Here is a 20,163-nt window from a genome sequence, read left to right as displayed (position 1 = left end):
ACCGGGCACGATGGGTGCCATGGCAACACGGGCTGACGCGCAGGCAATTCTGGAGCAGCTCGCCGGGCCGCAGGCGACACTGCGCGATGACCAGTGGATCGCGATCGAGGCGCTGGTGGTGCAGCGCAAGCGGGCGCTGGTGGTGCAACGCACCGGGTGGGGCAAGTCGGCGGTGTACTTCATCGCCGCCAAGCTGCTGCGCGCCGAGGGGCGCGGGCCGACCGTCATCGTGTCTCCGCTGCTCGCGCTGATGCGCAACCAGGTGGCCGCGGCGGAGCGGGCAGGGGTCAAGGCCGCGACGATCAACTCCAGCAATGTCACCGAATGGGACACCGTGCACCAGCGGGTCAACGCCGGCGAACTCGACGTCCTGCTGGTCAGCCCGGAACGCTTGAACAATCCCGACTTTCGGGACGCCGTGCTGCCCGCACTTGCCGCCGACGCCGGGCTGGTGGTGGTCGACGAGGCGCACTGCGTCTCGGACTGGGGCCACGATTTCCGGCCCGACTACCGGCGCATCCGCACGCTGATCGCCGAGTTGGGCTCCGACGTCCCGGTGCTGGCCACCACCGCGACCGCCAACGACCGGGTGGTCGCCGATGTCGCGGCGCAGTTGGGGGTCGGCGGTGGGGACACCCTGGTGCTGCGCGGCGGGCTGGACCGTGAGTCGCTGAGGCTGTCGGTGGTGCAGGCGGGCGGACCGGCCCAGCGCGCGGCATGGTTGGGAGCACATATTGATTCGCTACCCGGATCGGGCATCGTCTACACGCTGACCGTCGCGCAGGCTCACGATATCGCCACCCTGCTGCGCGACCAGGGGCACGCCGTGGCCTCCTACACGGGCTCCACCGAAGCCGCCGAACGTGAACAACTCGAAGCCGACCTGCTCAACAACAAGGTCAAGGCGCTGATCGCCACGTCGGCGTTGGGGATGGGTTTCGACAAGCCCGATCTCGGCTTCGTGGTCCATCTGGGCGCGCCGTCGTCGCCGATCGCCTACTACCAGCAGGTCGGCCGCGCCGGTCGTTCGACGGCCAGCGCGGAGGTGATCCTGCTGCCCGGCCGCGAGGACGCCGATGTGTGGCGGTACTTCGCGTCGGTGGCCTTCCCGTCGGAAGCCATGGTGCGCCATGTGATCGACGCGCTCGAACCGGACCGGGCGCTGTCGACCGCCGCACTGGAACCGCTGGTGGACCTCAACCGGTCCCGGCTCGAGATGGTGCTCAAGGTGCTCGACGTCGACGGTGCCGTGCGCCGGGTGAAGGGCGGCTGGATCGGCACCGGGCAGCCCTGGGAGTACGACGAACCCCGCTACCGCCACCTCGACGAGGCGCGCAAACGCGAGCAGCAGGCGATGCTCGACTATCAGAGCACCCCCGATTGCCGGATGTCGTTCCTGCGCAAGCAACTCGACGATCCCGAACTCGGCCCCCAGCCGTGCGGTCGGTGCGACAACTGCGCCGGCTCCGCGTACCACGCCGAGGTGGACGCCGGCGCGGCCGAGGCCACCCGGGAGCAGCTGATGCGCCCCGGCGTCGAGATCACTCCGCGCAAGCAGTGGCCCACCGGTCTCGGCAAGCTCGGCATCGAGCATTCCGGAAAGATCGCCGACGGTCCCGCTGCGGGCCGCGTCATCGGCAGGCTCACCGACCTGGGGTGGGGAGCCCGGTTGCGCAAGCTGCTGGACGCCCCGGATGCGGACGTGCCCGATGAGGTGATCGCCGCCGCCGTCGCCGTGCTCAAATCGTGGAACTGGGCGCAGCGACCGACCGCGGTGCTGGCGCTGGATTCGGTCAGTCACCCGATCCTGATCAGGTCGCTGGCGGCCCGGCTGGCTGAGATGGGCCGGCTGAACAACCTTGGTGTGCTGCAGTATTCGCCCGAACACCGGCCGGTGGCCGCTGCGAACTCCGCCTATCGGGTGGCCGCACTGACCGGCGCGTGGGAGGCACCCACGGCGATCGACGGTGAAACCGTGCTGTTGGTGGACGATATGACGGACACGGGCTGGACGCTGACGATGGCGGCCCGTGCGGTGCGCGCGGCCGGTGCGGCCGACGTGCTGCCGCTCGCGCTCGCCAGTACCAGCTGAGGTGTCCGCGATGAGTCCGCGTCGCGGAGTAAGTCTGCATTGGAGACAACGCACCGGATGAAGGAGCATGACGATGGCTGACATCGTGAAGGGGCCCGCCAGTTATTTTCCCTCGATCGAGAAGAAATACGGACGACCGATCGCTGAATGGCAGCAACTGATTCGCGACTCGGGGCTGACGAAGCACATGGAGCTGGTCGGTCTGCTCAAATCCGAGTACGGCGTTGGTCATGGCCACGCCAACGCACTGGTCGCGCACACGCTTGCCGAAGGCGCGTGATCACACCGGCTTGGAGCCGCCGAGGCGGGCGGTGAGCGCATCGGCGGTCACCAGCAGACCCTCGGCGCGTGAGCCGATCTCGGCATCGGTGAGCGCATGACCGATCTGCAGTGAGACCACCATGACTTGGCGCTGGTGGTGGTCGAACACCGGCGCGGCGATGACGCTGATGTCGTGGCGTCCTTCGGGGCCGTCCTCGCCACGCAGATAGACCCGCTCCCCGATATCAGAGACCAATTCGCCCAGCAGGGCCCGCAGTTCGTCGGGCAACGTGTTGGACATGCCTGCCATCAGCGCATACAGCCGTCGTCCGCCGGGGGTGAGTCGTTCCACGAGGTAGCCCGAGGCGCGACATTCGGTGATCACCCGTTCGAAACGCTCGGTGTCGGTGCGCAACGGAATCGTCGGCTCCTTGTGCAGCCAGTCGCGGACCGCACGTTCGTCCCACAGCACGAACATCAGACCCACCGGCGGAGCGAACGGGTAGCTCTGCCCGACCCGCACGGTGGCGGGCGTGCCCGGCGGTGCAACCAGTTCGAGCAGGGTGATCCGGTCATCGACAACCCCGGACAGCGCAGCGGTGGCGCCGTAGGCCTCCGAGAGCCGGCGCAGCTCGTCACGGGCGGACGGGCTGACCCGCAGCGATTCCTGCGCGATGTGGCCGAGAGTGATCAGCGTCGGACCCAGTCGATAGGTCTTGTCCCGGCCGGTCTCCCCGGCGTCGCGCACCAGATAGCCCGCCTCGGTCAGGGCGGTGAGGATGCCCAGGCAGGTGGGCTTGCTCAGCTCGACGCGGCGGGCCAGCTCGGAGAGCCCGAACCGGTCGTGCGGATGTCGGGCGAGGAAAGCCAGGACGGCGATCACCCGTTCGGTGGGCGGTGACGCGCGGCCTGGTGATGGGGGGACGGACATGCTGCGCACACCTCCGGACGTTGACTCGAACTAGAACGCGTTCTAGTCTCGGGAGCGGAAACTCTACCACTTCGGTCCAATATTGGACCGAAAGAATGGAAGCCATGTATTCACAGCCGTTGGTGGAAGCCATCGCCGAGGCCGAGCGCCTGGTCGCCGAGGCACCCTTCATCGAGTCCGAGGCCGACCTGCTGGAAGGTCTGCAGTACCTGGCCGGGTGCATCGCGGCCTGCACGCATGTCGCCTTCGACTACGACCGCGATCACCCGTTCCTGCACAGCGGCACCGGGCCCTTCACCAAGATGGGCCTGGACAATCCCGACACCATGTACTTCGGCACCCGCGTCCAGCCCGGCAACGAATATGTGGTGACCGGCCGGCGCGGCACCACCACCGATGTCAGCTTCCAGCTGATCGGCGGCGAGTACACCGATGAGGTCGTGCCCGACAGCGAGTCCGCCTTTGACGACCGCAAACTCGACATCGCCGCCGACGGCACCTTCGAATGGCGATTCACCCCGGACAAGCCCGCGCAGCTGGTGATCCGGGAGGTCTACAACGACTGGTCGGCGCAGCGCGGCACATTCGCGATCGCGCGGACCGACACCGTGGGTACCGCGCCGCCCGCGCTGACCAAGGAACTCATCGAAAAGCGCTACGCCGTCGCGGGCAAGCAACTCATCCAGCGGGTGAAGACGTGGCTGCAGTTCCCGAAATGGTTCTACGACAACCTGCCGGTGAACACGCTGACCGCACCGCGGCTGACCCCCGGCGGGCTGGCCACCCAGTACTCCTCGGTCGGGCATTTCGATCTGACCCCGCAGCAGGCGATCGTCATCACCCTGCCGGTCACCGACGCGCCCTATATCGGCTTCCAGCTGGGCAGCCTCTGGTACATCTCGCTGGACTACATCAACCACCAGACATCGCTGAACGGCACTCAGGCACTGGCCGATCCGGACGGCAAGATCCGGATCGTGGTGTCCGACGCCAATCCCGGGGTGGCGAACTGGTGCGAGACGCTCGGGCACGGCAAGGGCTATCTGCAGTTCCGCTGGCAGCGTGTCTCACGGGAGCTGACCGAGACCGACGGACCGACCCTGCAGATCCTCGACGTGGCCGACGTCGCGGATGCGCTGCCGTACTACGAATCGAACAAGATCTCGGATGAGGACTGGCGGAAGCGAATCGCACTGCGTCAGAAGCTGATCGGCGAAAGAATGGTGGGTTGAGCATGGCAGGTCTGCTGCAGGACAAGGTCGTCGTCATCAGCGGTGTGGGCCCGGCGCTGGGCACCACACTGGCCCGTCGATGTGCCGAGGAGGGCGCCGATCTCATCCTGGCGGCCCGCACCGTGGAACGGCTGGAGGATGTCGCGGGTCAGGTCACGGCGCTGGGCCGGCGTGCCCTGGCGGTCGGTACCGACATCACCGACGAGGAGCAGGTCGCCAATCTGGTGTCCACCTCGATCGCGGAGTTCGGCAGGGTCGACGTGCTGATCAACAACGCGTTCCGGGTGCCGTCGATGAAACCGTTCGCCCGGACCAGTTTCGACCACATCCGCGACACCATCGAACTGACCGTGCTCGGCGCGCTGCGGCTGATCCAGGGTTTCACCCCCGCGCTCACCGAGGCGAAAGGTTCGGTGGTCAACGTGAACTCGATGGTGGTCCGGCATTCCGACCCCAAACAGGGTGCGTACAAGATGGCCAAGTCCGCGCTGCTGGCCATGTCGCAGTCGCTGGCCAGCGAGCTCGGGGAGGCCGGAATCCGGGTGAACTCCGTTCTGCCCGGCTATATCTGGGGCGGCACGCTGCAGAGCTACTTCGAACACCAGGCCGGCAAGTACGGCACCACGGTGGACGAGATCTACAAAGCGGCCGCCGCCAACAGCGATCTCAAGAAGCTGCCGACCGAGGACGAGGTGGCCTCGGCCATCCTGTTCATGGCCAGCGATCTGTCCAGCGGCATCACCGGGCAGACACTGGATGTCAACTGCGGGGAGTACCACTACTGATGCGAAGACGAGCGCGAGTGAGGATCGCAGCGAGGTACGAGCGAGGACCGGAGCGAGTGGGAGTCGAGCAATGAGTAGCGCCAGCACATCTCGTACCAATGTCGGTACCGTCGAGGACCTGCACGCATCGGCCGTGAAGGCCTGCGGGCTCGACGATTTCGGCTCCGATGACGACAACTACAAAGAGGCCCTGAGCGTCCTGCTCGAGTCCTATCAGCGCGATGCCGATCTGACCGAGTTCGGCAGCAAGATGCAGCGCTTCTTCGTGCGCAACGCGCTGGTGGCCCGGCTGGTGTCGGAGGCGGCGTTCAAGCAGTTCCCCCAGCACGCCGATGTGCCGGTCGAGCGCCCCATCTTCGTGACCGGGCTGCCGCGCACCGGGACGACGGTGATCCACCGGTTGCTCACCGCGGACCCGCGGCACCAGGGTCTGGAACTGTGGCTCGCCGAATTTCCGCAGCCGCGCCCGCCGCGCGAAACCTGGTCGCAGAACCCGGTGTTTCAACAACTCGACGCGCAGTTCAGCAAGGCGCACGAGGAAAATCCGGATTACACCGGCCTGCATTACATGACCGCCGACGAGGTCGAGGAATGCTGGCAACTGCTGCGTCAGTCGCTGCATTCGGTGTCCTATGAGACGCTGGCTCACATCCCCACCTATTCGCGGTGGTTGGCACAGCAGGACTGGACCAAGTCGTATCAACGGCACCGCCGAAATCTGCAGCTGATCGGTCTGAACGAACCCGAGAAACGCTGGGTGCTCAAAAATCCCAGTCATCTGTTCGCCCTCGATGCGCTGTTCGCGACCTATCCGGACGCGTTGGTGGTGCAGTGCCACCGCCCGGCGGAGACCATCATGGCCTCGATGTGCTCACTGGCCCAGCACACCACCGAGGGCTGGTCGAACAGCTTCTCGGGCAAGGTGATCGGTGAGGATTCCTTGGAGACCTGGTCGCGTGGGCTGGAACTGTTCGATGCCGAACGGGCCAAGCACGACCCGGCCCAGTTCTGCGATGTCGACTACTTCGAGTTCATCAAGGATCCGGTCGGTGCCGTCGAAGGCATCTACCGCACCTTCGGCATCGACTTCACCGATGAGGCCCGGCAGGCGATCTCGGACAGCCATGAGGAGAGCAAGAAGGGGCCGCGCGCGCCGAAGCACACCTACTCCCTCAGCGACTACGGGCTGACCGATGAGCAGGTCAGGGAGCGCTTCAGAGGGCTCTAGACCTCGCCGGGCACCACTTCCTGTGCCAGGCCTGCGGTCCAGGACGCCAGCAGATCCAGGGCGTGCGCAGTCGGTGACGCGGGTTCGGCGATGTAGAGGGTGAGCGTCAGCCCCGGATCGGAAATCATGTCCATGCTCTCGTAGGACAGCTCGAGGTTGCCCACCACCTCGTGATGGAAGGTCTTGGCGCCGGCCCCGTGCGCACGCACATCGTGGGCGCCCCACCGGTGGCGGAACTCGGCGCTGCGGGTCGACAGTTCACCGACCAGATCCTGCATCGAATCGTCGAAGGGGTCACGGCCTGCCTCCGTCCGCAGGATGGCCACGCACACGTCGGCTGCCTCGTCCCAATGCGGGTAGAAGCGGCGCGAATCCTCATCGAGAAAGGTGTACCGGGCGAAGTTCGGCGGCCGCGTGGGATCTCTCTCGTAGAGCGACGAGTGCATACCGCGGCCGAGGTGATTGACCGCCAGCAGATCCATCCGGCCGTTGCGCACGATCGCGGGGGCGCTGAATGTGTCGAGGGCCCATACCAAGCTGGGTCGCGGGGTCCAGCGTTTCGCCGGCCGGCGCCGGGGCCGCATGCCTGCGCTGGTGCCATCGGCGGCGTGCGCGAGATGAAACAGGTGAGACCGCTCGGCGTCATCGAGTTGCAGAGCCCGGGCGATAGCGTCGAGGACCGACGCGGACACACCGCCCAGGCCGCCGCGTTCGAGCTTGCTGTAGTACTCGATGCTGACCCCGGCCAGTGACGCGACCTCGCCGCGGCGCAGTCCCGGCACCCGGCGTGTGCCGATTTCGGGCAGCCCGGCCTGCTGCGGGGTGATCTTCGCCCGCCGCGTCATCAGGAATTCGCGGACTTCGGCACGGTTGTCCATGCTCACCACGGTACGAGCGGACCGGGATTTCTGGGATGCACTGTCGGTACACCCCTTCTCAGGAACTCCCTGACCGGTCCCGGATCCCGTTTCCTCGTAGACATGGACCCGAGTCGACCCGCCCTCCGATCCGCGCCGCCCGCGCGTCTGCCCTTCGTCACCTATGTCCTGGCCATCGGCACGTTCCTGATGGGAACGACCGAGTTCATCATCGCCGGGCTGCTTCCCGAGATCGCCCGCGATCTCGAGGTCTCGAATGCTGCGGCCGGTCTGCTCATCACGGTCTTCGCCGTCGGCATGATCGTGGGCACCCCGGCGATGGCGATCGTGACGTTGCGGCTTCCGCGGCGGGTGACCCTGGCGATGGCCCTGTGCGTGTTCGCAATCGGGCATGTGGTCGTGGCCCTCGGCTCGGGATTCGCGCTGCTGCTGGTCGCCCGCTTCTGCACAGCCCTGGCCACCGGCGCGTTCTGGGCGGTTGCCGCCGTCGTCGCGAGCCGCACCGCCGGGCCCGCGGCCGGTTCACGGGCGCTGGGCATCGTGCTCGGCGGCGGGATGCTGGCCAACGTCATCGGCGTCCCGCTGGGCGCGTTCGCCGGTCAGTGGATCGGCTGGCGCGGCCCGTTCTGGGTCCTCGCCGGACTCGCGATCGTGGCCGCAACGCTCATTGTGCGTTTCGTCCCCCACGACGACCAGAACCGGGGCCGGCCCTCGGTGCGTGCAGAGTTCGCCGGCCTGCGTTCGCGACGACTGTGGTTGGTGCTGGCTTCGGCCACGATGATCATGGGCGGCACCCTGGCGACCTACAGCTACGTCGCACCCCTGCTGACGCAGCGGTCCGGACTGCCCGGTGAACTGGTGGCCCTGGCACTTGTCGGGTTCGGCGTCGGCGCGCTGGCCGGGTCCTTCCTCGGCGGCCGCCTCGGCGACACGCACCCGTACGCCACCACGCTGACGGCTGCGGCGGCCACCGCCGCGGTGCTACTCGCGATCTGCCTGCTGTCCAGCCAGGCGTGGCCGACGGTCGCCTTGCTGGTCCTGCTGGGCCTGGCCTCGATGACGGTCAACCCCATCCTCATCGCGTTGGCGGTCCGCTTCGCCGATCGCGCCCCGACGCTGGCCTCGGCGTTGGCCACGTCGGCGTTCAACCTCGGCACCGCCGTCGGGTCGTGGGCGGCAGGCCGGGCGCTGGAGTCCCCACTTCGGGAGCTCGGCCCACCGGTCGTCGGCACGGTCATCGCTGCGCTGACCTTGATTCCGCTTGCCGCACTGGCATTTCAGGCCACCACACCAGCCTCGGCGCAACCGACCCCAACCCCGAGAACAAAGGAGTACGCAGCATGAACATCACCACCAGAACAGCCCCGCGACAGCAATCCGGCAGTCGCCGGCTGAGGGCGCTGACCGGAGTGGCCGCCGTGCTGGCCGTCGTCACCGCAGGCTGCACCGCGCAGCAGCAGGATCGCGCGCCCGCGTCGACGCCTGCTGAGCGGACGTCCCCACTCGCACAGGGGGACCTGTCCGACGGAGCCGACAACTTCTACGTCAGCGACCGGGTGAGCGTGCAGAAGGTCACCTTCAAGAACCAATACCAGATGGATGTCACCGGTAATCTTTTCGTTCCCAACGATCTCGACCGCAACGTCAAGAACGCGGCGATGGTGGTCGGGCACCCGATGGGTGCGGTCAAGGAGCAGAGCGCCAACCTGTACGCCACGAAGATGGCGGAACAGGGCTTCGTCACCATGTCGCTGGATCTGTCGTACTGGGGTGAGAGCGCCGGTGAGCCACGCAACCTGGTGGCCCCCGACGTGTACACCGAGGACTTCAGTGCGGCCGTCGATTACCTGCGCACCCAACCGTTCATCGACACCGAACGCATCGGCGCGCTGGGTGTCTGCGGCAGCGGCAGCTTCGTCATCAGCGCGGCCAAGATCGATCCGCGCATCAAGGCAGTCGCCACCGTCAGCATGTACGACATGGGCGGCGCCGCCCGCAACGGGCTACGTAATTCGGTGACCGCCGAGCAGCGCCAGGAGATGCTGACACGAGCGGCGCAGCAACGCGATATCGAGTTCGCCGGTGGGGACGTCGAATACACCGGCGGCACACCCGAGGAGCTCACCGATCAGTCGGGCGCCATCGACCGGGAGTTCTACGATTTCTACCGCACGGGCCGGGGCCACAGCCCGGATACGACCACCCATCCCACGCTGAGCAGCAACGTGCGATTCATGAACTTCTATCCGTTCGAGGGTATCGAGACCATTTCGCCGCGGCCGATGCTCTTCATCACCGGCGATCAGGCCCACTCACGCGAATTCAGCGAGCAGGCCTATCAATTGGCGGCTCAGCCCAAGCAACTGGTGCTCGTTCCGGGCGCCGGGCACGTCGATCTCTACGATCGCGTCGACCTCATCCCGTTCGACACGCTGTCCACCTTCTTCCGCGACCACCTGAGCGCCCGGTCATGAGCGCATCAGGTCCGGCGGGCAGGTGACCGGGCCGACGCGTGATCAGCCGTCGCCGGGGGACGGTGCGCTGGATATCTCTTCCAGGCACCCCTCGGCGATGGCGTGCCGGATGCTGTCGGTGAGCCGGTGGCAGGACTTGGCGCGCGCCGGATCGCCACCGGTGGAGCGGATCTCGTCGAAGACGGCGCAGCGTTTGGCCGCCTGGCCGTTCCACTGCACGGTGGTGTGTTCGGGTCCGAGCTTCTTGACCTGGACGGTCGCGTGGCAGAACCGGCAGTCCACCGAGGCCAGCCCGGCTGTCAGATACCGTTCCTTGTCGCGTGCCGTGGCCTCGTGAACGGCCGCGGCGCGCTGCGGATCGGACCCGAAATCGGGTGCCTTGGACCAGTTTCCGGTACTTGGACTGGCCTCGGACCGACCATGGTCGTCATCGTCGTCGTGCCCGGTCAGTAGCAGCATCGAGCGGGCCAGACGATCGACGTCGGGCGTCTGGGCCTGCTCGTTGCTGGTGGTCATCAGCTCGACTGCTCCGCCGATTCCTTCTGTTCCGCCTGCTTGAGGTTCTCCTGCTCCTGCAGGTTCTCCTGAACTTCGACGGCCCACTTCTCGTTCGCGGCGGTGGTGTCGACCTCCATCTCGAACCGGTCGGTCATCTCCGGGGTCACATCGGCGACGTCGACATAGAACTGCTGGTACCAGCGGCGCATCTGGTAGACGGCGCCGTCCTCTTCGACCAGCAGCGGATTGTCGATGCGGGTCTTGTGCTTCCAGATCTCCACATCCTGCAGGAAGCCCTTGGACACGCCCTCGGTGAACACCCGGGCCAGCTTGTCGGTGGTCTTTTCGTCGAGGCCCTTGGGCTTCTCGACGATGACACCCCACTGCAGCATGAACGAATTCTGGCTCACCGGGTAGTGGCAGTTGATCAAGATGGATTCGGCCTTGAAACCGCCGTAATTGTTGTGCAGCCAGTTGATCATGAAGGACGGCCCAAAGTACGAGGCTTCCGAATCCAGGTGTGCCTCACCGTAAGTGGTGCCGAGGTCGTTGATGTCCGCGCGGCCCACATTGTGCAGGTACTGGCTGGCGATATGGCCTTCGAAGACGTTCTTGAAGTACGTGGGCAGCCCGTAGTGGATGTAGAAGAAGTGCGCCATATCGGTGACGTTGTCGATGATCTCGCGGCAGTTGGAGCCCTCGATGAGCATCGTGTTCCAGCGCCACTCGGTCCACTGGTCGTCGGCGGCCTCGGGGATCTCGGGGATGCGGACCTCGGGCTGCGGCGGGTTGCCCTCGGCGTCGTGCCACACGAACAGCAGGCCGCCACGGACGTCGGTATCCCAGGCGCGGGTGCGGGCCAGCCGCGGCGTGCGCTTGGCGTAGGGCACCAGCTTGCACTTGCCGTCGCCGCCCCAGCGCCAGTCGTGGAACGGGCAGGCCACGGTGTCGCCCTTGATGGTGCCCTGGGCGAGGTTTCCGCCCATGTGGCGGCAGTACCCGTCCAGCACCTTCAGCTGACCCTCGGAGTCGGCGAAAACCACCAGCATGGTGCCGAAGATCTCGACGCTGTGTGGCTTGCCGTCCAGGAAATCCTTCACCGGGCCTAGGCAGTGCCACCCGCGGGCATAGCGGTCGGGCAGGTCGCCGGTGTCGATTTCACGAATGCCGGCAGTCTCGGTAGTCACGGTGGGCCTCCCGTATCTGGTCTCTCTAACTAGAACACGTTACAGTTTTGTGCCGCCATAGCGCAACGTAAACTCTGCGACCTGCGCGGACCACGCTGTATATGTAGACGATGCCGGTTTATTCGTTCGAAGGCCGTATACCCAGAATCGACCCGGAGGCATTCATTGCCCCCACGGCCACGCTGATCGGCGACGTCACGGTGGAAGCGGGCGCCTCGGTGTGGTTCAACACGGTGTTGCGCGGGGACTTCGCCCCGATCGTGATCCGGGCCGACGCCAACGTGCAGGACGGATCGGTGCTGCACGCACCGCCGGGCATCCCCGTCGACGTGGGACCGGGCGCCACCATCGGGCACGCCTGCGTCGTGCACGGCGCCCATATCGGTGCCGACGCCGTCATCGCGAACCACGCCACCGTGCTCGACGGCGTCGTCATCGGCGCCCGCAGCCTGGTCGCTGCGCACGCGCTGGTGACTCCGGGCACCAAGATCCCCGACGAAGTGGTGGTGGCCGGCGCGCCGGCGAAGATCCGCGGACCGGTCGCCGGAACCGGCGCCGAGAGGTGGGTGAAGACCAGCTCCGAGATCTACCGCGAGCTGGCGTTGCGCTACCGCGCGGGGCTCAAGGAGGTGTGAGCGCTACTGCTGGTTGTCGGCGAGGCCGATCCGCAGCGCGATCTGCTGCATCTTGCCGACGCTGGTGACGAACGGATCCGTGGTGACGTCCCCGTCGGCGCTCTGGAACTCGATCCGGACCAGTGCGGGACCTGCGGTGAACAACAGCAGGGTGACCGCCTTGTCCTCATCCGGGCGGGTGCCCCGGATGAGGACGCCGCCCTGACCGACACCGATCGGCTGCGGATCGCCGGACACTTTCCTGGTGTTGACCGCCTGCTGGAGCGCGGCCGCAGCGGCCGCGTCGTCCGGGTAGATCAACACGGTGTCGATGATGGCGCGGGTGTCCTGCTCGTTGACGAAGAACGCGCTCGCACCCGCGTGACCGTCGGGCGACGGCTCGCGGGAGCGCTCCACGAAGGTGTCGTCGGCGTCGGTGAGATCACCCGCCGTCAGCAGCAGATCCCGGTAGTCGGTGTCCTCGGGCGCCGCAGTCGCCGACGTGGTGGTGGAGCTGGTGGTGAACGCCGGCAGCGTCGGCGCCGGAGCGCTGGTCGCACCACCGCCGGGTTCGGCGGGTGCGCAGGCGCTGATGGTGACGGTGAGCAGGGCGGCGGCGGCAAAGTGTGATCGGGACAACATGTATGTGAAACTCAACAGCTCTTCTGGGTGTGCAGGATGAAATCGCCTACCACGGTACGCGACTGGCCGGCTCGATTCCCGGGCTGCTTCGCGCCGGCCCTACACCGGCTGCGCGCTGGCTGCCGCCTTGTCCAGCTCCCAGTACGCGCGCAGTGCGGCGATCTTGCCGTCGGCGTTCACCCGGTAGGTGAACACGCCCTCGGCGATGACCCGGTAGCCGCTCGCGACGATCACGATGTGGCCCGTGTTGGCTTCCTCGTCGCCGCAGACGTAGGACTTCTCGAAGTGGAACTCAAGCTCGCTGGGCGCAATCGCCATATCGAAGAACGCCGCGATGGCGTCCTTACCGCGATGGCCTTTGCCCTCCGGGTCGAAATGCGACGGCCCGATCGGGTCCTCGATGATCGCGTCATCGGCGAACAGGTCGAGCCAGGTCTGTTTGTCGCGGGCGACGGCCGCTTCCCGCGACCGCCGGCCCGCCAGGGTGACCGGGCGCTCCGTCATGCCGGTGTGGGCGCCGGCTTGTCGCTGGAGACGACCCACATCGAGTAGTACTGTGCGCCACCGCCATAGGCGTGACCAAGGGCCTTGCGTGCGCCGGGCACCTGGTGGTCGCCGGCCTTGCCCATCACCTGGATGGCCGATTCGGCGAACCGGATCATGCCGGACGCGCCGATCGGGTTGGAGGACAGCACACCCCCGGAGGCGTTGAACGGGATACGCCCGCCGATCGCGGTCTCGCCGGCCTCGGTGAGCTTCCAGCCCTCGCCCTCGGCGGCGAAACCGAGGCTCTCCAGCCACATCGGTTCATACCAGGAGAACGGAACGTAGACCTCGGCGGCGTCGATCTCGTCGATGGGGGAGGTGATCCCGGCGTCACGCCACAGTGCGGCCGCGGCATCGCGGCTGGCCTGCGGGTTCACCTGATCGCGACCGGCGTAGGCCAGCGGCTCGGTGCGCAACGCCGTGGCGTGGATCCACGCCACGGGATTTCCGTTCGCCAGATGCGCTTCCGCCGCTTCCTCGTTGCCGATCACCATGGCCGCCGCACCGTCGGACGACGGGCAGGTCTCGTCATAGCGGATCGGATCCCACAGCATGGGGGAGGCCATCACCTTCTCCAGGGTGATGTCCGGCTGGTGCAGATGAGCCAGCGGGTTCTTCGCGCCGTTGAGCCGGTCCTTGACCGCCACGATGGCGCCGATGTGATCAGGGGCGCCCGAGCGCCGGATGTACGCGCGGATGTGCGGAGCGAAGTACCCACCCGCGCCTGCGCCCACCGGTTTGGTGAATGGCACCGGAATGCTCAACGCCCACATGGCATTCGATTCCGACTGCTTCTCCCAGGCCATCGTCAGCACGCGCTTGTACTTGCCCGATTGCACCAGGCTGGCCGCGACGATGGCGGTCGAGCCACCCACCGAACCGGCGGTGTGCACCCGGATCAGCGGCTTGTTCGTCGCACCGGTGGCGTCGGCCATGAACAGCTCGGGCATCATGACGCCCTCGAAGAAGTCGGGCGCCTTACCGACCACCACGGCGTCGATGTCGTCGAACGTCGACCCGGCATCGGCGAGTGCTCGGTCGATCGCCTCGCGCACGAGGCCGTTCATCGACACGTCATGGCGCTTGGCGACGTACTTGGTCTGCCCGGTTCCCAGCACCGCGGCCAAATTCTTTGATGCAGCCACTTCGCTACTTCCCTTCCAGCACGGCGACGAGATTCTGTTGCAGCGCAGGGCCGCTGGTCGCATGGGCCAGCACCCGCTGCGCGGAGCCGTCGAAGATGTGCTGAGCGGCGAAGCCGATGCGCTCCAAGCCTGCGGAGAACATCGGGTTGGCGGCCAGCGCGCCACCGGACGGGTTCACCGTCGTCTGCGACCCGAGCCCGATCGCCTCGGTGAGAATCAGCTGCTGGTGGGTGAACGGCGCGTAGATCTCGGCGATGTCGATCGAACCGGCGTCGCCCCCGGTGGCCGCCTTGGCCGAGGCCGCCGTCGACGGTGAGGAGGTCAGGTCACGGGCGCCCAGGATGGGTGTCTCGATGCGATGCTCGATACCCGTGATCCAGGCCGGGTTCTCCCGGAGTTCGCGGGCCTTGTCTCCGGAAGCCAGCACGATCGCGGACGCACCATCGGTGATCGGGGCGATGTCGTGGCGGCGCAACGGGTCGGCGAAGAACGGCCGGGACAGCAGCTCGTCGATGTCGCCGGTGACCTCCTCCCGGTCGGTGCGGCCTGCGGCGGCATAGGAGTCCAGTGCCACCTGGGCCATCTGCTCGGCGGTCCACGTGCCGGCGTCCAGCCCGGCGCGAGCCTGCAGGCCGGCCAGCGATACCGAGTCCGGCCACAGCGGCGCAACGGTGTAGGGGTCGGTCTGCAGGGCGAGCACGCGGCGCAGAGTGCCTGCCGAGGACTTGCCGAATCCGTACACCAGCGCGGTCTCGACCTGGCCGGTGAGCAGCTTGATGTAGGCCTCATAGAGCGCCCACGCGGCGTCCATCTCGACATGCGACTCGTTGATCGGCGGGATCGCGCCGATCGAGTCGATGGCCGAGATGAACGAGAAAGCGCGACCGGCAAGGTAATCCGAGGATCCCGAGCACCAGAACCCGATATCGGTCTGCTTGAGGCCGAGTTCTTCGTAGAGCTGGTGAAAACACGGCATCAGCATCTCGACGCCGTTGGTGGTGCCGTCGGTGCGGCGGACGTGGGGCGCGTGTGCGAAGCCCACCACTGCGATTTCGGTCATCAGTTCGGGCCCTTTACAGGTGGTGCTTGTAGGTGTCGTAGTCGGCATCGGGTTCGCCGTTGGGCTTGAAATAGTCGATGTTGTCGATGCCAAGGCCCCACTCCTCGCGGGGCTTCCACACCGCCTGCACGCGCATACCCATCCGCACATCGGCCGGATCGATCTCGACGACCAGGTGCAGGAACGGGATATCGGCACCGTCGAGCAACACATAGGCCGCGACATAGGGCGGTTTGATCCGCTGCCCGGGGAACGGGATGTTGATGATCGCGAACGTGGTGACCGTGCCCACGTCGGGCAGCTCGAGGAACTCATCGAGCGCCAAACCGGTTGCGGGATCGGCTTCCTTGGGCGGGAAGTAGACCTTGCCGGGCTTGCCGTCGCGCCCGCTCCGGCTCCGGCCGCCGAGCAGCTTGCCCTCCTCGAGTGCCTTGAGGAAGGTGGTCTCGGGCAGCGACGCGGTGTGCTGGATCTCGATGAAGCTGGGGCTCACCTGCACGGTGACCGGATCGCGGTCATCGGGCTGGCCCTCTGGTTCCGAGTCCTCTCCGGGGACGAACCAGGCGATATCGGTGATCGCACCGACCGGCTCGTCGATCCAGTGCGCGTGCACCCGGTCACCGGTCTTTATGGACCCCTCCGGGGCGTCCACCGCGTGCAGCAGGGGGGTGTCTGCGCCGTCGAGTTTGATGAGCGCCCAGGCGAACGGCCGGTCCAGCGGCTGGCCCTCCAGCGGCGCCGGCTGCCAGGTCCAGGACTGCACCGTGCCGACGGCGCTGACGGGCACGACCTCGGTCAGGGCTTCGTAGGTGACCGGGTCATACTCAGCGGGTGGTACGTGCACCCGGCCGTCCGAACCGCGCACGCCGACGATGCGTCGTTCACGCAGTGCGGTGAAGAACTGAGATAGGAGCGGTCCGACTGAACGGGTGTAGTCGAATGAGAGTCTCAGCGGCGCCGAGAGGGGCCGCTCATGCTCGTCGATCTGCACCGGGCTGCTTTGGCCTGTGGTCACGGCATCGAGTAGAACAGGTTCTAAGAATGGTTTCAACCATGGGTCGAGAGGTGAGTTAGATGAAGTTGGGTCTTCAGCTCGGATACTGGGGCGCCAAGCCACCGACCGACCACGCCGAACTGGTCGCCACCGCCGAAGCCGAGGGCTTCGACACCGTCTTCACCGCGGAGGCCTGGGGCTCGGATGCCTACACCCCGCTGGCCTGGTGGGGCCGCGAGACCACCCGCATGCGGCTGGGCACCTCGGTGCTGCAGCTCTCGGCCCGCACCCCTACCGCGCTCGCCATGGCCGCGCTGACGCTCGATCATCTCTCCGGCGGGCGGCACATCGTCGGCCTCGGCGTCTCCGGGCCGCAGGTGGTCGAGGGCTGGTACGGCGCCAAGTTCCCCAAGCCGCTGGCCCGCACCCGCGAGTACATCGACATTCTGCGCCAGGTCTGGGCCCGCGAGGCCCCGGTGCGCAGCGACGGCCCGCACTACCCGCTGCCGCTGACCGGCGAGGGCACCACCGGGCTCGGGAAGAACCTCAAGCCGATCACCCACCCGTTGCGCGCCGACATCCCGGTGATGCTCGGCGCCGAGGGGCCCAAGAACGTGGCTCTGGCCGCCGAGGTCGCCGACGGTTGGCTGCCCATCTTCTACTCACCGCGCATCGCGGGCATGTACAACGAATGGCTCGATGAGGGTTTCGCCCGCCCCGGCGCGCGGCGTACCCGGGAAACCTTCGAGATCTGCGCGACGGCACAGGTCGTCGTCACCGATGACCGGCCGGCCATCATGGAACTGATGAAGCCCCACCTGGCGCTCTACATGGGCGGGATGGGCGCCGAGGACACCAACTTCCACGCCGACGTGTATCGCCGGATGGGGTACTCCGAGGTCGTCGACGACGTCACCAAACTGTTCCGTACCGACCGCAAGGACGAGGCGGCCAAGGTGATCCCCGATGAGCTCGTGGACGACTCGGCGATCGTCGGCAACCTCGACTACGTCAAGGAACAGATCGTCGCCTGGGAGGCCGCGGGCGTGACCATGATGGTCGTCGGCGCCCGATCGAGCGAGCAGATCAAAGATCTCGCCGCGCTGGTGTAACTCGCCGACTAGACACTTCCTTGCAAAGTGTCTACTGCGAGCCCTACATTGGGGCGCGTGACCCACGCCACATCCCAGTACGTGATCGCGGGTGAAACCGTGACCATGCCCGTGCAGATCCGCCGGGCGACCCAGCACATGGCCATGTTCCCGGTCGACGCCGATGCCGCGCAGCGGATGATCGACTACAGCGGACTGCAGGTCTGCCGGTACGGGCGCGGGCGCGCCATGGTGATCCTGATGTTGATGCACTACGTCGACGGGGACCTCGGGCCGTATCTGGAATACGGCACCAATGTGATGGTGAACCCGCCGGGATCCACGGCGTCGGGTCTGCGGGCGCTGGGTGAGGCAGCGGCGTTCATCCACCACCTACCGGTTGACGGCGCGTTCACCATGGAAGCGGGCCGCCATATCTGGGGCTACCCGAAGGTCATGGCGGACTTCACGGTTCGTGAGGGCCAGAGCTTCGGCTTCGATGTGAACATCGACGGCCGGCACGCTGTGAGCATGGAGTTCCGCAAGGGACTGGCAGTGCCCGCGGCGTTGACGTCGAAACCGCAGGTTCATCCGACGTACTCGCATCTGGACGGGGTCACCCGCGAAACGGCGGGGGAGATGACGCTTTCGGGGGTGCGGTACCGGCCCGGGGGAGTGTCGGTGCGACTCGGCGGGCACCCGATCGGCCGGGAACTGGCCGCGCTCGGTTTGCCCAAACGCGCATTCATCTCCAGTTCGGCTGAAAACGTACAAATGACATTCGGCGATGCCAAGGAGATTGCATGACTGAGGTTTTGACCGAGACGCGTCCCGATGTGGACCTGGCCGACGGCCGGTTCTACGCGGACGGCACGACCGCGCGTGAGGCCTACCGGTGGATGCGGGCCCACGAACCGGTGTTCCGCGACCGCACGGGGCAGGCCGCCGCGGTCAGCCATGCCGCGGTGCTCGACGCCGAGCGCAACCCCGAGCTGTTCTCCAGCGCCGGGGGCATTCGCCCCGACCAGCCCGGCATGCCGTACATGATCGATATGGACGACCCGTCACATCTGTTGCGCCGCAAGCTCGTCAATGCCGGCTTCACCCGCAAGCGGGTGATGGACAAGCTGCCGTCGATCGGCAACCTGTGCGACACCCTGATCGACGCGGTGTGCGAGAAGGGCGAGTGCGATTTCGTCCGTGATATCGCCGCCCCCTTGCCGATGGCCGTCATCGGCGACATGCTCGGCGTGCTGCCCCAGGAGCGCGATCTACTGCTCAAGTGGTCCGACGACCTGGTGTGCGGGCTGAGCTCCCACGTCGATGAGGCGACCATCAAGCTGCTGATGGACACCTTCGCCGCCTACACCGCGTTCACCATGGATGTGATCACCAAGCGGCGCGCCGAACCGACCGACGACCTGTTCTCGATCCTGGTCAACTCCGAGGTCGAGGGCTCGCGGATGGAGGACGCCGAGATCGTCATGGAGACGCTGCTGATCCTCATCGGCGGCGATGAAACGACGCGGCACACCCTCTCCGGCGGCACCGAACAGATTCTGCGTCACCGTGATCAGTGGAACCAGCTCACCGCCGATCCGGAGAAGCTGCCGATGGCGATCGAGGAGATGTTGCGCTGGACCTCGCCGGTGAAGAACATGTGCCGCACCCTCACCGCCGACACCGAGTTCCACGGCGCCCAGCTGCGCAAGGACGAGAAGATCATGCTGATGTTCGAGGGCGCGAACTTCGACGAGGAGGTGTTCGGTGACCCGGAGAACTTCCGGATCGACCGCAACCCGAACAACCACGTCGCCTTCGGCTTCGGCACACACTTCTGCATGGGGAACCAGCTCGCGCGCCTGGAGCTGAAGATCATGCTGGACAAGGTGTTACAGCGGCTGCCCGATCTGAGGCTGGCCGACGAGAACATGCTGCCGCTGCGGCCGGCGAACTTCGTCAGCGGACTGGAGTCTATGCCGGTGGTGTTCACCCCGACGAAACCCGTTCGGCCTTAACAACTCTCGCCTGCGGCACCGGGGCACCCGAGCTCCGGTGACCCAGGGGTTCCGCCGGTGGCCGATGCGGCGCGCTGCAGCAGTTCGTACAGCGCCGCCTGTTCCTCGCTGTCCATTGCCGCGAACAGTCGGTGCTCCAGGCGGGCCAGGGCGGTCTCGATCTCGGCGAGGCGATGTCCACCTGCCCGCGTCAGCACGACGGTGTGGCGCCTGCGGTCCTGCGGGGACCGGCGGCGCTCGATCAGCCCGGCCGATTCGAGTTCGTTGAGCAGCGCCACCACATTGGTCGGATCGATGCCGAGGCTTGCGGCGAGCGCGGCCTGACTGTGTTCGCCGAAGTCGCGCAACAGGGTCAGCCCGATGACGTGACGCGGACGCAGATCGAACGCGGCGAGCTCGGCCTCCGCGGCACCACGCAGCCTGCGCGCGAGCAGGTCCAGTAACGGCCCCACCAGCTGGTCGCGCACCGGACTGTCACTCACCTGGG

The 20,163-nt window shown here is 66.7% G+C and carries 21 protein-coding genes; 11 read left to right on the top strand and 10 right to left on the bottom strand.

The annotated features are described in order from the left end of the window. The first annotated feature begins 19 nt into the window (after positions 1-19). Positions 20-2,092 (top strand): RecQ family ATP-dependent DNA helicase, encoded by a 2,073-nt coding sequence (locus ASE48_RS14735; protein WP_057167868.1) that lies wholly within the window; start codon positions 20-22, stop codon positions 2,090-2,092. Between the two features lie 73 nt (positions 2,093-2,165). Continuing rightward, positions 2,166-2,372, top strand: a complete 207-nt coding sequence (locus ASE48_RS14730; protein WP_057167867.1) for a DUF4287 domain-containing protein — start codon at positions 2,166-2,168, stop codon at positions 2,370-2,372. Here ASE48_RS14730 and ASE48_RS14725 read toward each other — a convergent pair whose 3' ends face one another. After that, positions 2,373-3,284, bottom strand: a complete 912-nt coding sequence (locus ASE48_RS14725; RefSeq protein ID WP_057167866.1) for an IclR family transcriptional regulator — start codon at positions 3,282-3,284, stop codon at positions 2,373-2,375. Between the two features lie 104 nt (positions 3,285-3,388). Between ASE48_RS14725 and ASE48_RS14720 the strand changes: the two genes are divergently transcribed. The 3 genes from ASE48_RS14720 to ASE48_RS14710 all read left to right on the top strand — a co-directional run bounded on the left by ASE48_RS14720 (position 3,389) and on the right by ASE48_RS14710 (position 6,529). Next, the gene (locus ASE48_RS14720) at positions 3,389-4,516 is read left to right on the top strand and encodes a hypothetical protein (protein WP_057167865.1); all 1,128 of its coding nucleotides are present in this window, start codon (positions 3,389-3,391) and stop codon (positions 4,514-4,516) included. 2 nt (positions 4,517-4,518) lie between these two features. Then, on the top strand, positions 4,519-5,301 hold the full coding sequence (locus tag ASE48_RS14715; RefSeq protein WP_057167847.1) for an SDR family oxidoreductase: 783 nt from the start codon (positions 4,519-4,521) through the stop codon (positions 5,299-5,301). Positions 5,302-5,371: 70 nt separating this feature from the next. Next, positions 5,372-6,529, top strand: a complete 1,158-nt coding sequence (locus tag ASE48_RS14710; protein ID WP_057167846.1) for a sulfotransferase family protein — start codon at positions 5,372-5,374, stop codon at positions 6,527-6,529. Here the strand turns inward: ASE48_RS14710 and ASE48_RS14705 are convergent. Next, the gene (locus ASE48_RS14705) at positions 6,526-7,407 is read right to left on the bottom strand and encodes a helix-turn-helix transcriptional regulator (protein ID WP_057167864.1); all 882 of its coding nucleotides are present in this window, start codon (positions 7,405-7,407) and stop codon (positions 6,526-6,528) included. The two genes, ASE48_RS14710 and ASE48_RS14705, sit on opposite strands and share 4 nt — an antisense overlap. Positions 7,408-7,509: 102 nt before the next feature. Here ASE48_RS14705 and ASE48_RS14700 point away from each other — a divergent pair, with 102 nt between their 5' ends. After that, positions 7,510-8,751, top strand: coding sequence for an MFS transporter (locus tag ASE48_RS14700; RefSeq protein WP_057167845.1), 1,242 nt, complete (start codon positions 7,510-7,512; stop codon positions 8,749-8,751). Beyond that, positions 8,748-9,881 carry an alpha/beta hydrolase gene (locus ASE48_RS14695; protein WP_057167844.1) on the top strand — a complete coding sequence of 378 codons (1,134 nt, stop codon included), beginning with the start codon at positions 8,748-8,750 and terminating at the stop codon, positions 9,879-9,881. The genes ASE48_RS14700 and ASE48_RS14695 overlap by 4 nt, the downstream gene beginning before the upstream one ends. A 42-nt stretch (positions 9,882-9,923) precedes the next feature. On the opposite strand, the gene ASE48_RS14690 is transcribed toward ASE48_RS14695, so the two are convergent. Continuing rightward, the gene (locus ASE48_RS14690) at positions 9,924-10,397 is read right to left on the bottom strand and encodes a hypothetical protein (RefSeq protein WP_057167843.1); all 474 of its coding nucleotides are present in this window, start codon (positions 10,395-10,397) and stop codon (positions 9,924-9,926) included. Further along, entirely contained in the window at positions 10,397-11,566 is a 1,170-nt protein-coding gene (locus ASE48_RS14685; protein ID WP_057167842.1) for a Rieske 2Fe-2S domain-containing protein, read from the bottom strand. The genes ASE48_RS14690 and ASE48_RS14685 overlap by 1 nt, the downstream gene beginning before the upstream one ends. A 110-nt stretch (positions 11,567-11,676) precedes the next feature. Here ASE48_RS14685 and ASE48_RS14680 point away from each other — a divergent pair, with 110 nt between their 5' ends. Beyond that, positions 11,677-12,201: a gamma carbonic anhydrase family protein gene (locus ASE48_RS14680; protein WP_057167841.1), complete on the top strand. Its 525-nt coding sequence runs from the start codon at positions 11,677-11,679 to the stop codon at positions 12,199-12,201. Between the two features lie 3 nt (positions 12,202-12,204). On the opposite strand, the gene ASE48_RS14675 is transcribed toward ASE48_RS14680, so the two are convergent. From ASE48_RS14675 to ASE48_RS14655, 5 genes are all read right to left on the bottom strand, one after another. Further along, positions 12,205-12,837, bottom strand: coding sequence for a hypothetical protein (locus ASE48_RS14675; protein ID WP_235571209.1), 633 nt, complete (start codon positions 12,835-12,837; stop codon positions 12,205-12,207). 84 nt (positions 12,838-12,921) lie between these two features. Beyond that, positions 12,922-13,326 carry a nuclear transport factor 2 family protein gene (locus tag ASE48_RS14670; RefSeq protein WP_057167840.1) on the bottom strand — a complete coding sequence of 135 codons (405 nt, stop codon included), beginning with the start codon at positions 13,324-13,326 and terminating at the stop codon, positions 12,922-12,924. Continuing rightward, on the bottom strand, positions 13,323-14,495 hold the full coding sequence (locus ASE48_RS14665) for a thiolase domain-containing protein (protein ID WP_162264232.1): 1,173 nt from the start codon (positions 14,493-14,495) through the stop codon (positions 13,323-13,325). Before ASE48_RS14665 ends, ASE48_RS14670 begins: the two co-directional genes overlap by 4 nt. Positions 14,496-14,517: 22 nt before the next feature. Further along, positions 14,518-15,573, bottom strand: a complete 1,056-nt coding sequence (locus tag ASE48_RS14660) for a thiolase domain-containing protein (protein WP_057167838.1) — start codon at positions 15,571-15,573, stop codon at positions 14,518-14,520. A 13-nt stretch (positions 15,574-15,586) separates the two neighbouring features. Further along, positions 15,587-16,588, bottom strand: a complete 1,002-nt coding sequence (locus tag ASE48_RS14655) for a Zn-ribbon domain-containing OB-fold protein (RefSeq protein WP_057167837.1) — start codon at positions 16,586-16,588, stop codon at positions 15,587-15,589. A gap of 59 nt (positions 16,589-16,647) precedes the next feature. On the opposite strand from ASE48_RS14655, the gene ASE48_RS14650 reads away from it, so the two are divergent. The 3 genes from ASE48_RS14650 (at position 16,648) to ASE48_RS14640 (ending at position 19,676) form a co-directional block, all read left to right on the top strand. Next, a complete protein-coding gene (locus ASE48_RS14650) occupies positions 16,648-17,679 on the top strand; it encodes an LLM class F420-dependent oxidoreductase (RefSeq protein ID WP_057167836.1) in 1,032 nt (343 codons plus the stop codon). Between the two features lie 105 nt (positions 17,680-17,784). Then, positions 17,785-18,465 carry an acetoacetate decarboxylase family protein gene (locus tag ASE48_RS14645; protein ID WP_057167862.1) on the top strand — a complete coding sequence of 227 codons (681 nt, stop codon included), beginning with the start codon at positions 17,785-17,787 and terminating at the stop codon, positions 18,463-18,465. Further along, positions 18,462-19,676 carry a cytochrome P450 gene (locus tag ASE48_RS14640; protein WP_057167835.1) on the top strand — a complete coding sequence of 405 codons (1,215 nt, stop codon included), beginning with the start codon at positions 18,462-18,464 and terminating at the stop codon, positions 19,674-19,676. Before ASE48_RS14645 ends, ASE48_RS14640 begins: the two co-directional genes overlap by 4 nt. Here the strand turns inward: ASE48_RS14640 and ASE48_RS14635 are convergent. Beyond that, positions 19,673-20,158 (bottom strand): MarR family winged helix-turn-helix transcriptional regulator, encoded by a 486-nt coding sequence (locus ASE48_RS14635; protein WP_235571207.1) that lies wholly within the window; start codon positions 20,156-20,158, stop codon positions 19,673-19,675. The genes ASE48_RS14640 and ASE48_RS14635 overlap by 4 nt on opposite strands. Positions 20,159-20,163: the final 5 nt, after the last annotated feature.

The organism is Mycobacterium sp. Root265 (assembly GCF_001428895.1).
Classification (GTDB): Bacteria; Actinomycetota; Actinomycetes; order Mycobacteriales; family Mycobacteriaceae; genus Mycobacterium.
Note: the sequence above shows the minus strand (reverse complement) of the source record. Positions and strands in the feature narration are given on the sequence as shown.

Bases quoted from the DNA above. Each gene is read 5' to 3' on its own strand.
- ASE48_RS14695 (WP_057167844.1), top strand. From the start codon at position 8,748: ATGAACATCACCACCAGAACAGCCCCGCGACAGCAATCCGGCAGTCGC.
- ASE48_RS14720 (WP_057167865.1), top strand. From the start codon at position 3,389: ATGTATTCACAGCCGTTGGTGGAAGCCATCGCCGAGGCCGAGCGCCTG.
- ASE48_RS14660 (WP_057167838.1), bottom strand. From the start codon at position 15,573: ATGACCGAAATCGCAGTGGTGGGCTTCGCACACGCGCCCCACGTCCGC.
- ASE48_RS14640 (WP_057167835.1), top strand. From the start codon at position 18,462: ATGACTGAGGTTTTGACCGAGACGCGTCCCGATGTGGACCTGGCCGAC.
- ASE48_RS14715 (WP_057167847.1), top strand. From the start codon at position 4,519: ATGGCAGGTCTGCTGCAGGACAAGGTCGTCGTCATCAGCGGTGTGGGC.
- ASE48_RS14730 (WP_057167867.1), top strand. From the start codon at position 2,166: ATGGCTGACATCGTGAAGGGGCCCGCCAGTTATTTTCCCTCGATCGAG.
- ASE48_RS14690 (WP_057167843.1), bottom strand. From the start codon at position 10,397: ATGACCACCAGCAACGAGCAGGCCCAGACGCCCGACGTCGATCGTCTG.
- ASE48_RS14705 (WP_057167864.1), bottom strand. From the start codon at position 7,407: ATGGACAACCGTGCCGAAGTCCGCGAATTCCTGATGACGCGGCGGGCG.
- ASE48_RS14670 (WP_057167840.1), bottom strand. From the start codon at position 13,326: ATGACGGAGCGCCCGGTCACCCTGGCGGGCCGGCGGTCGCGGGAAGCG.
- ASE48_RS14725 (WP_057167866.1), bottom strand. From the start codon at position 3,284: ATGTCCGTCCCCCCATCACCAGGCCGCGCGTCACCGCCCACCGAACGG.
- ASE48_RS14700 (WP_057167845.1), top strand. From the start codon at position 7,510: ATGGACCCGAGTCGACCCGCCCTCCGATCCGCGCCGCCCGCGCGTCTG.
- ASE48_RS14645 (WP_057167862.1), top strand. From the start codon at position 17,785: ATGCCCGTGCAGATCCGCCGGGCGACCCAGCACATGGCCATGTTCCCG.
- ASE48_RS14735 (WP_057167868.1), top strand. From the start codon at position 20: ATGGCAACACGGGCTGACGCGCAGGCAATTCTGGAGCAGCTCGCCGGG.
- ASE48_RS14680 (WP_057167841.1), top strand. From the start codon at position 11,677: ATGCCGGTTTATTCGTTCGAAGGCCGTATACCCAGAATCGACCCGGAG.
- ASE48_RS14650 (WP_057167836.1), top strand. From the start codon at position 16,648: ATGAAGTTGGGTCTTCAGCTCGGATACTGGGGCGCCAAGCCACCGACC.
- ASE48_RS14710 (WP_057167846.1), top strand. From the start codon at position 5,372: ATGAGTAGCGCCAGCACATCTCGTACCAATGTCGGTACCGTCGAGGAC.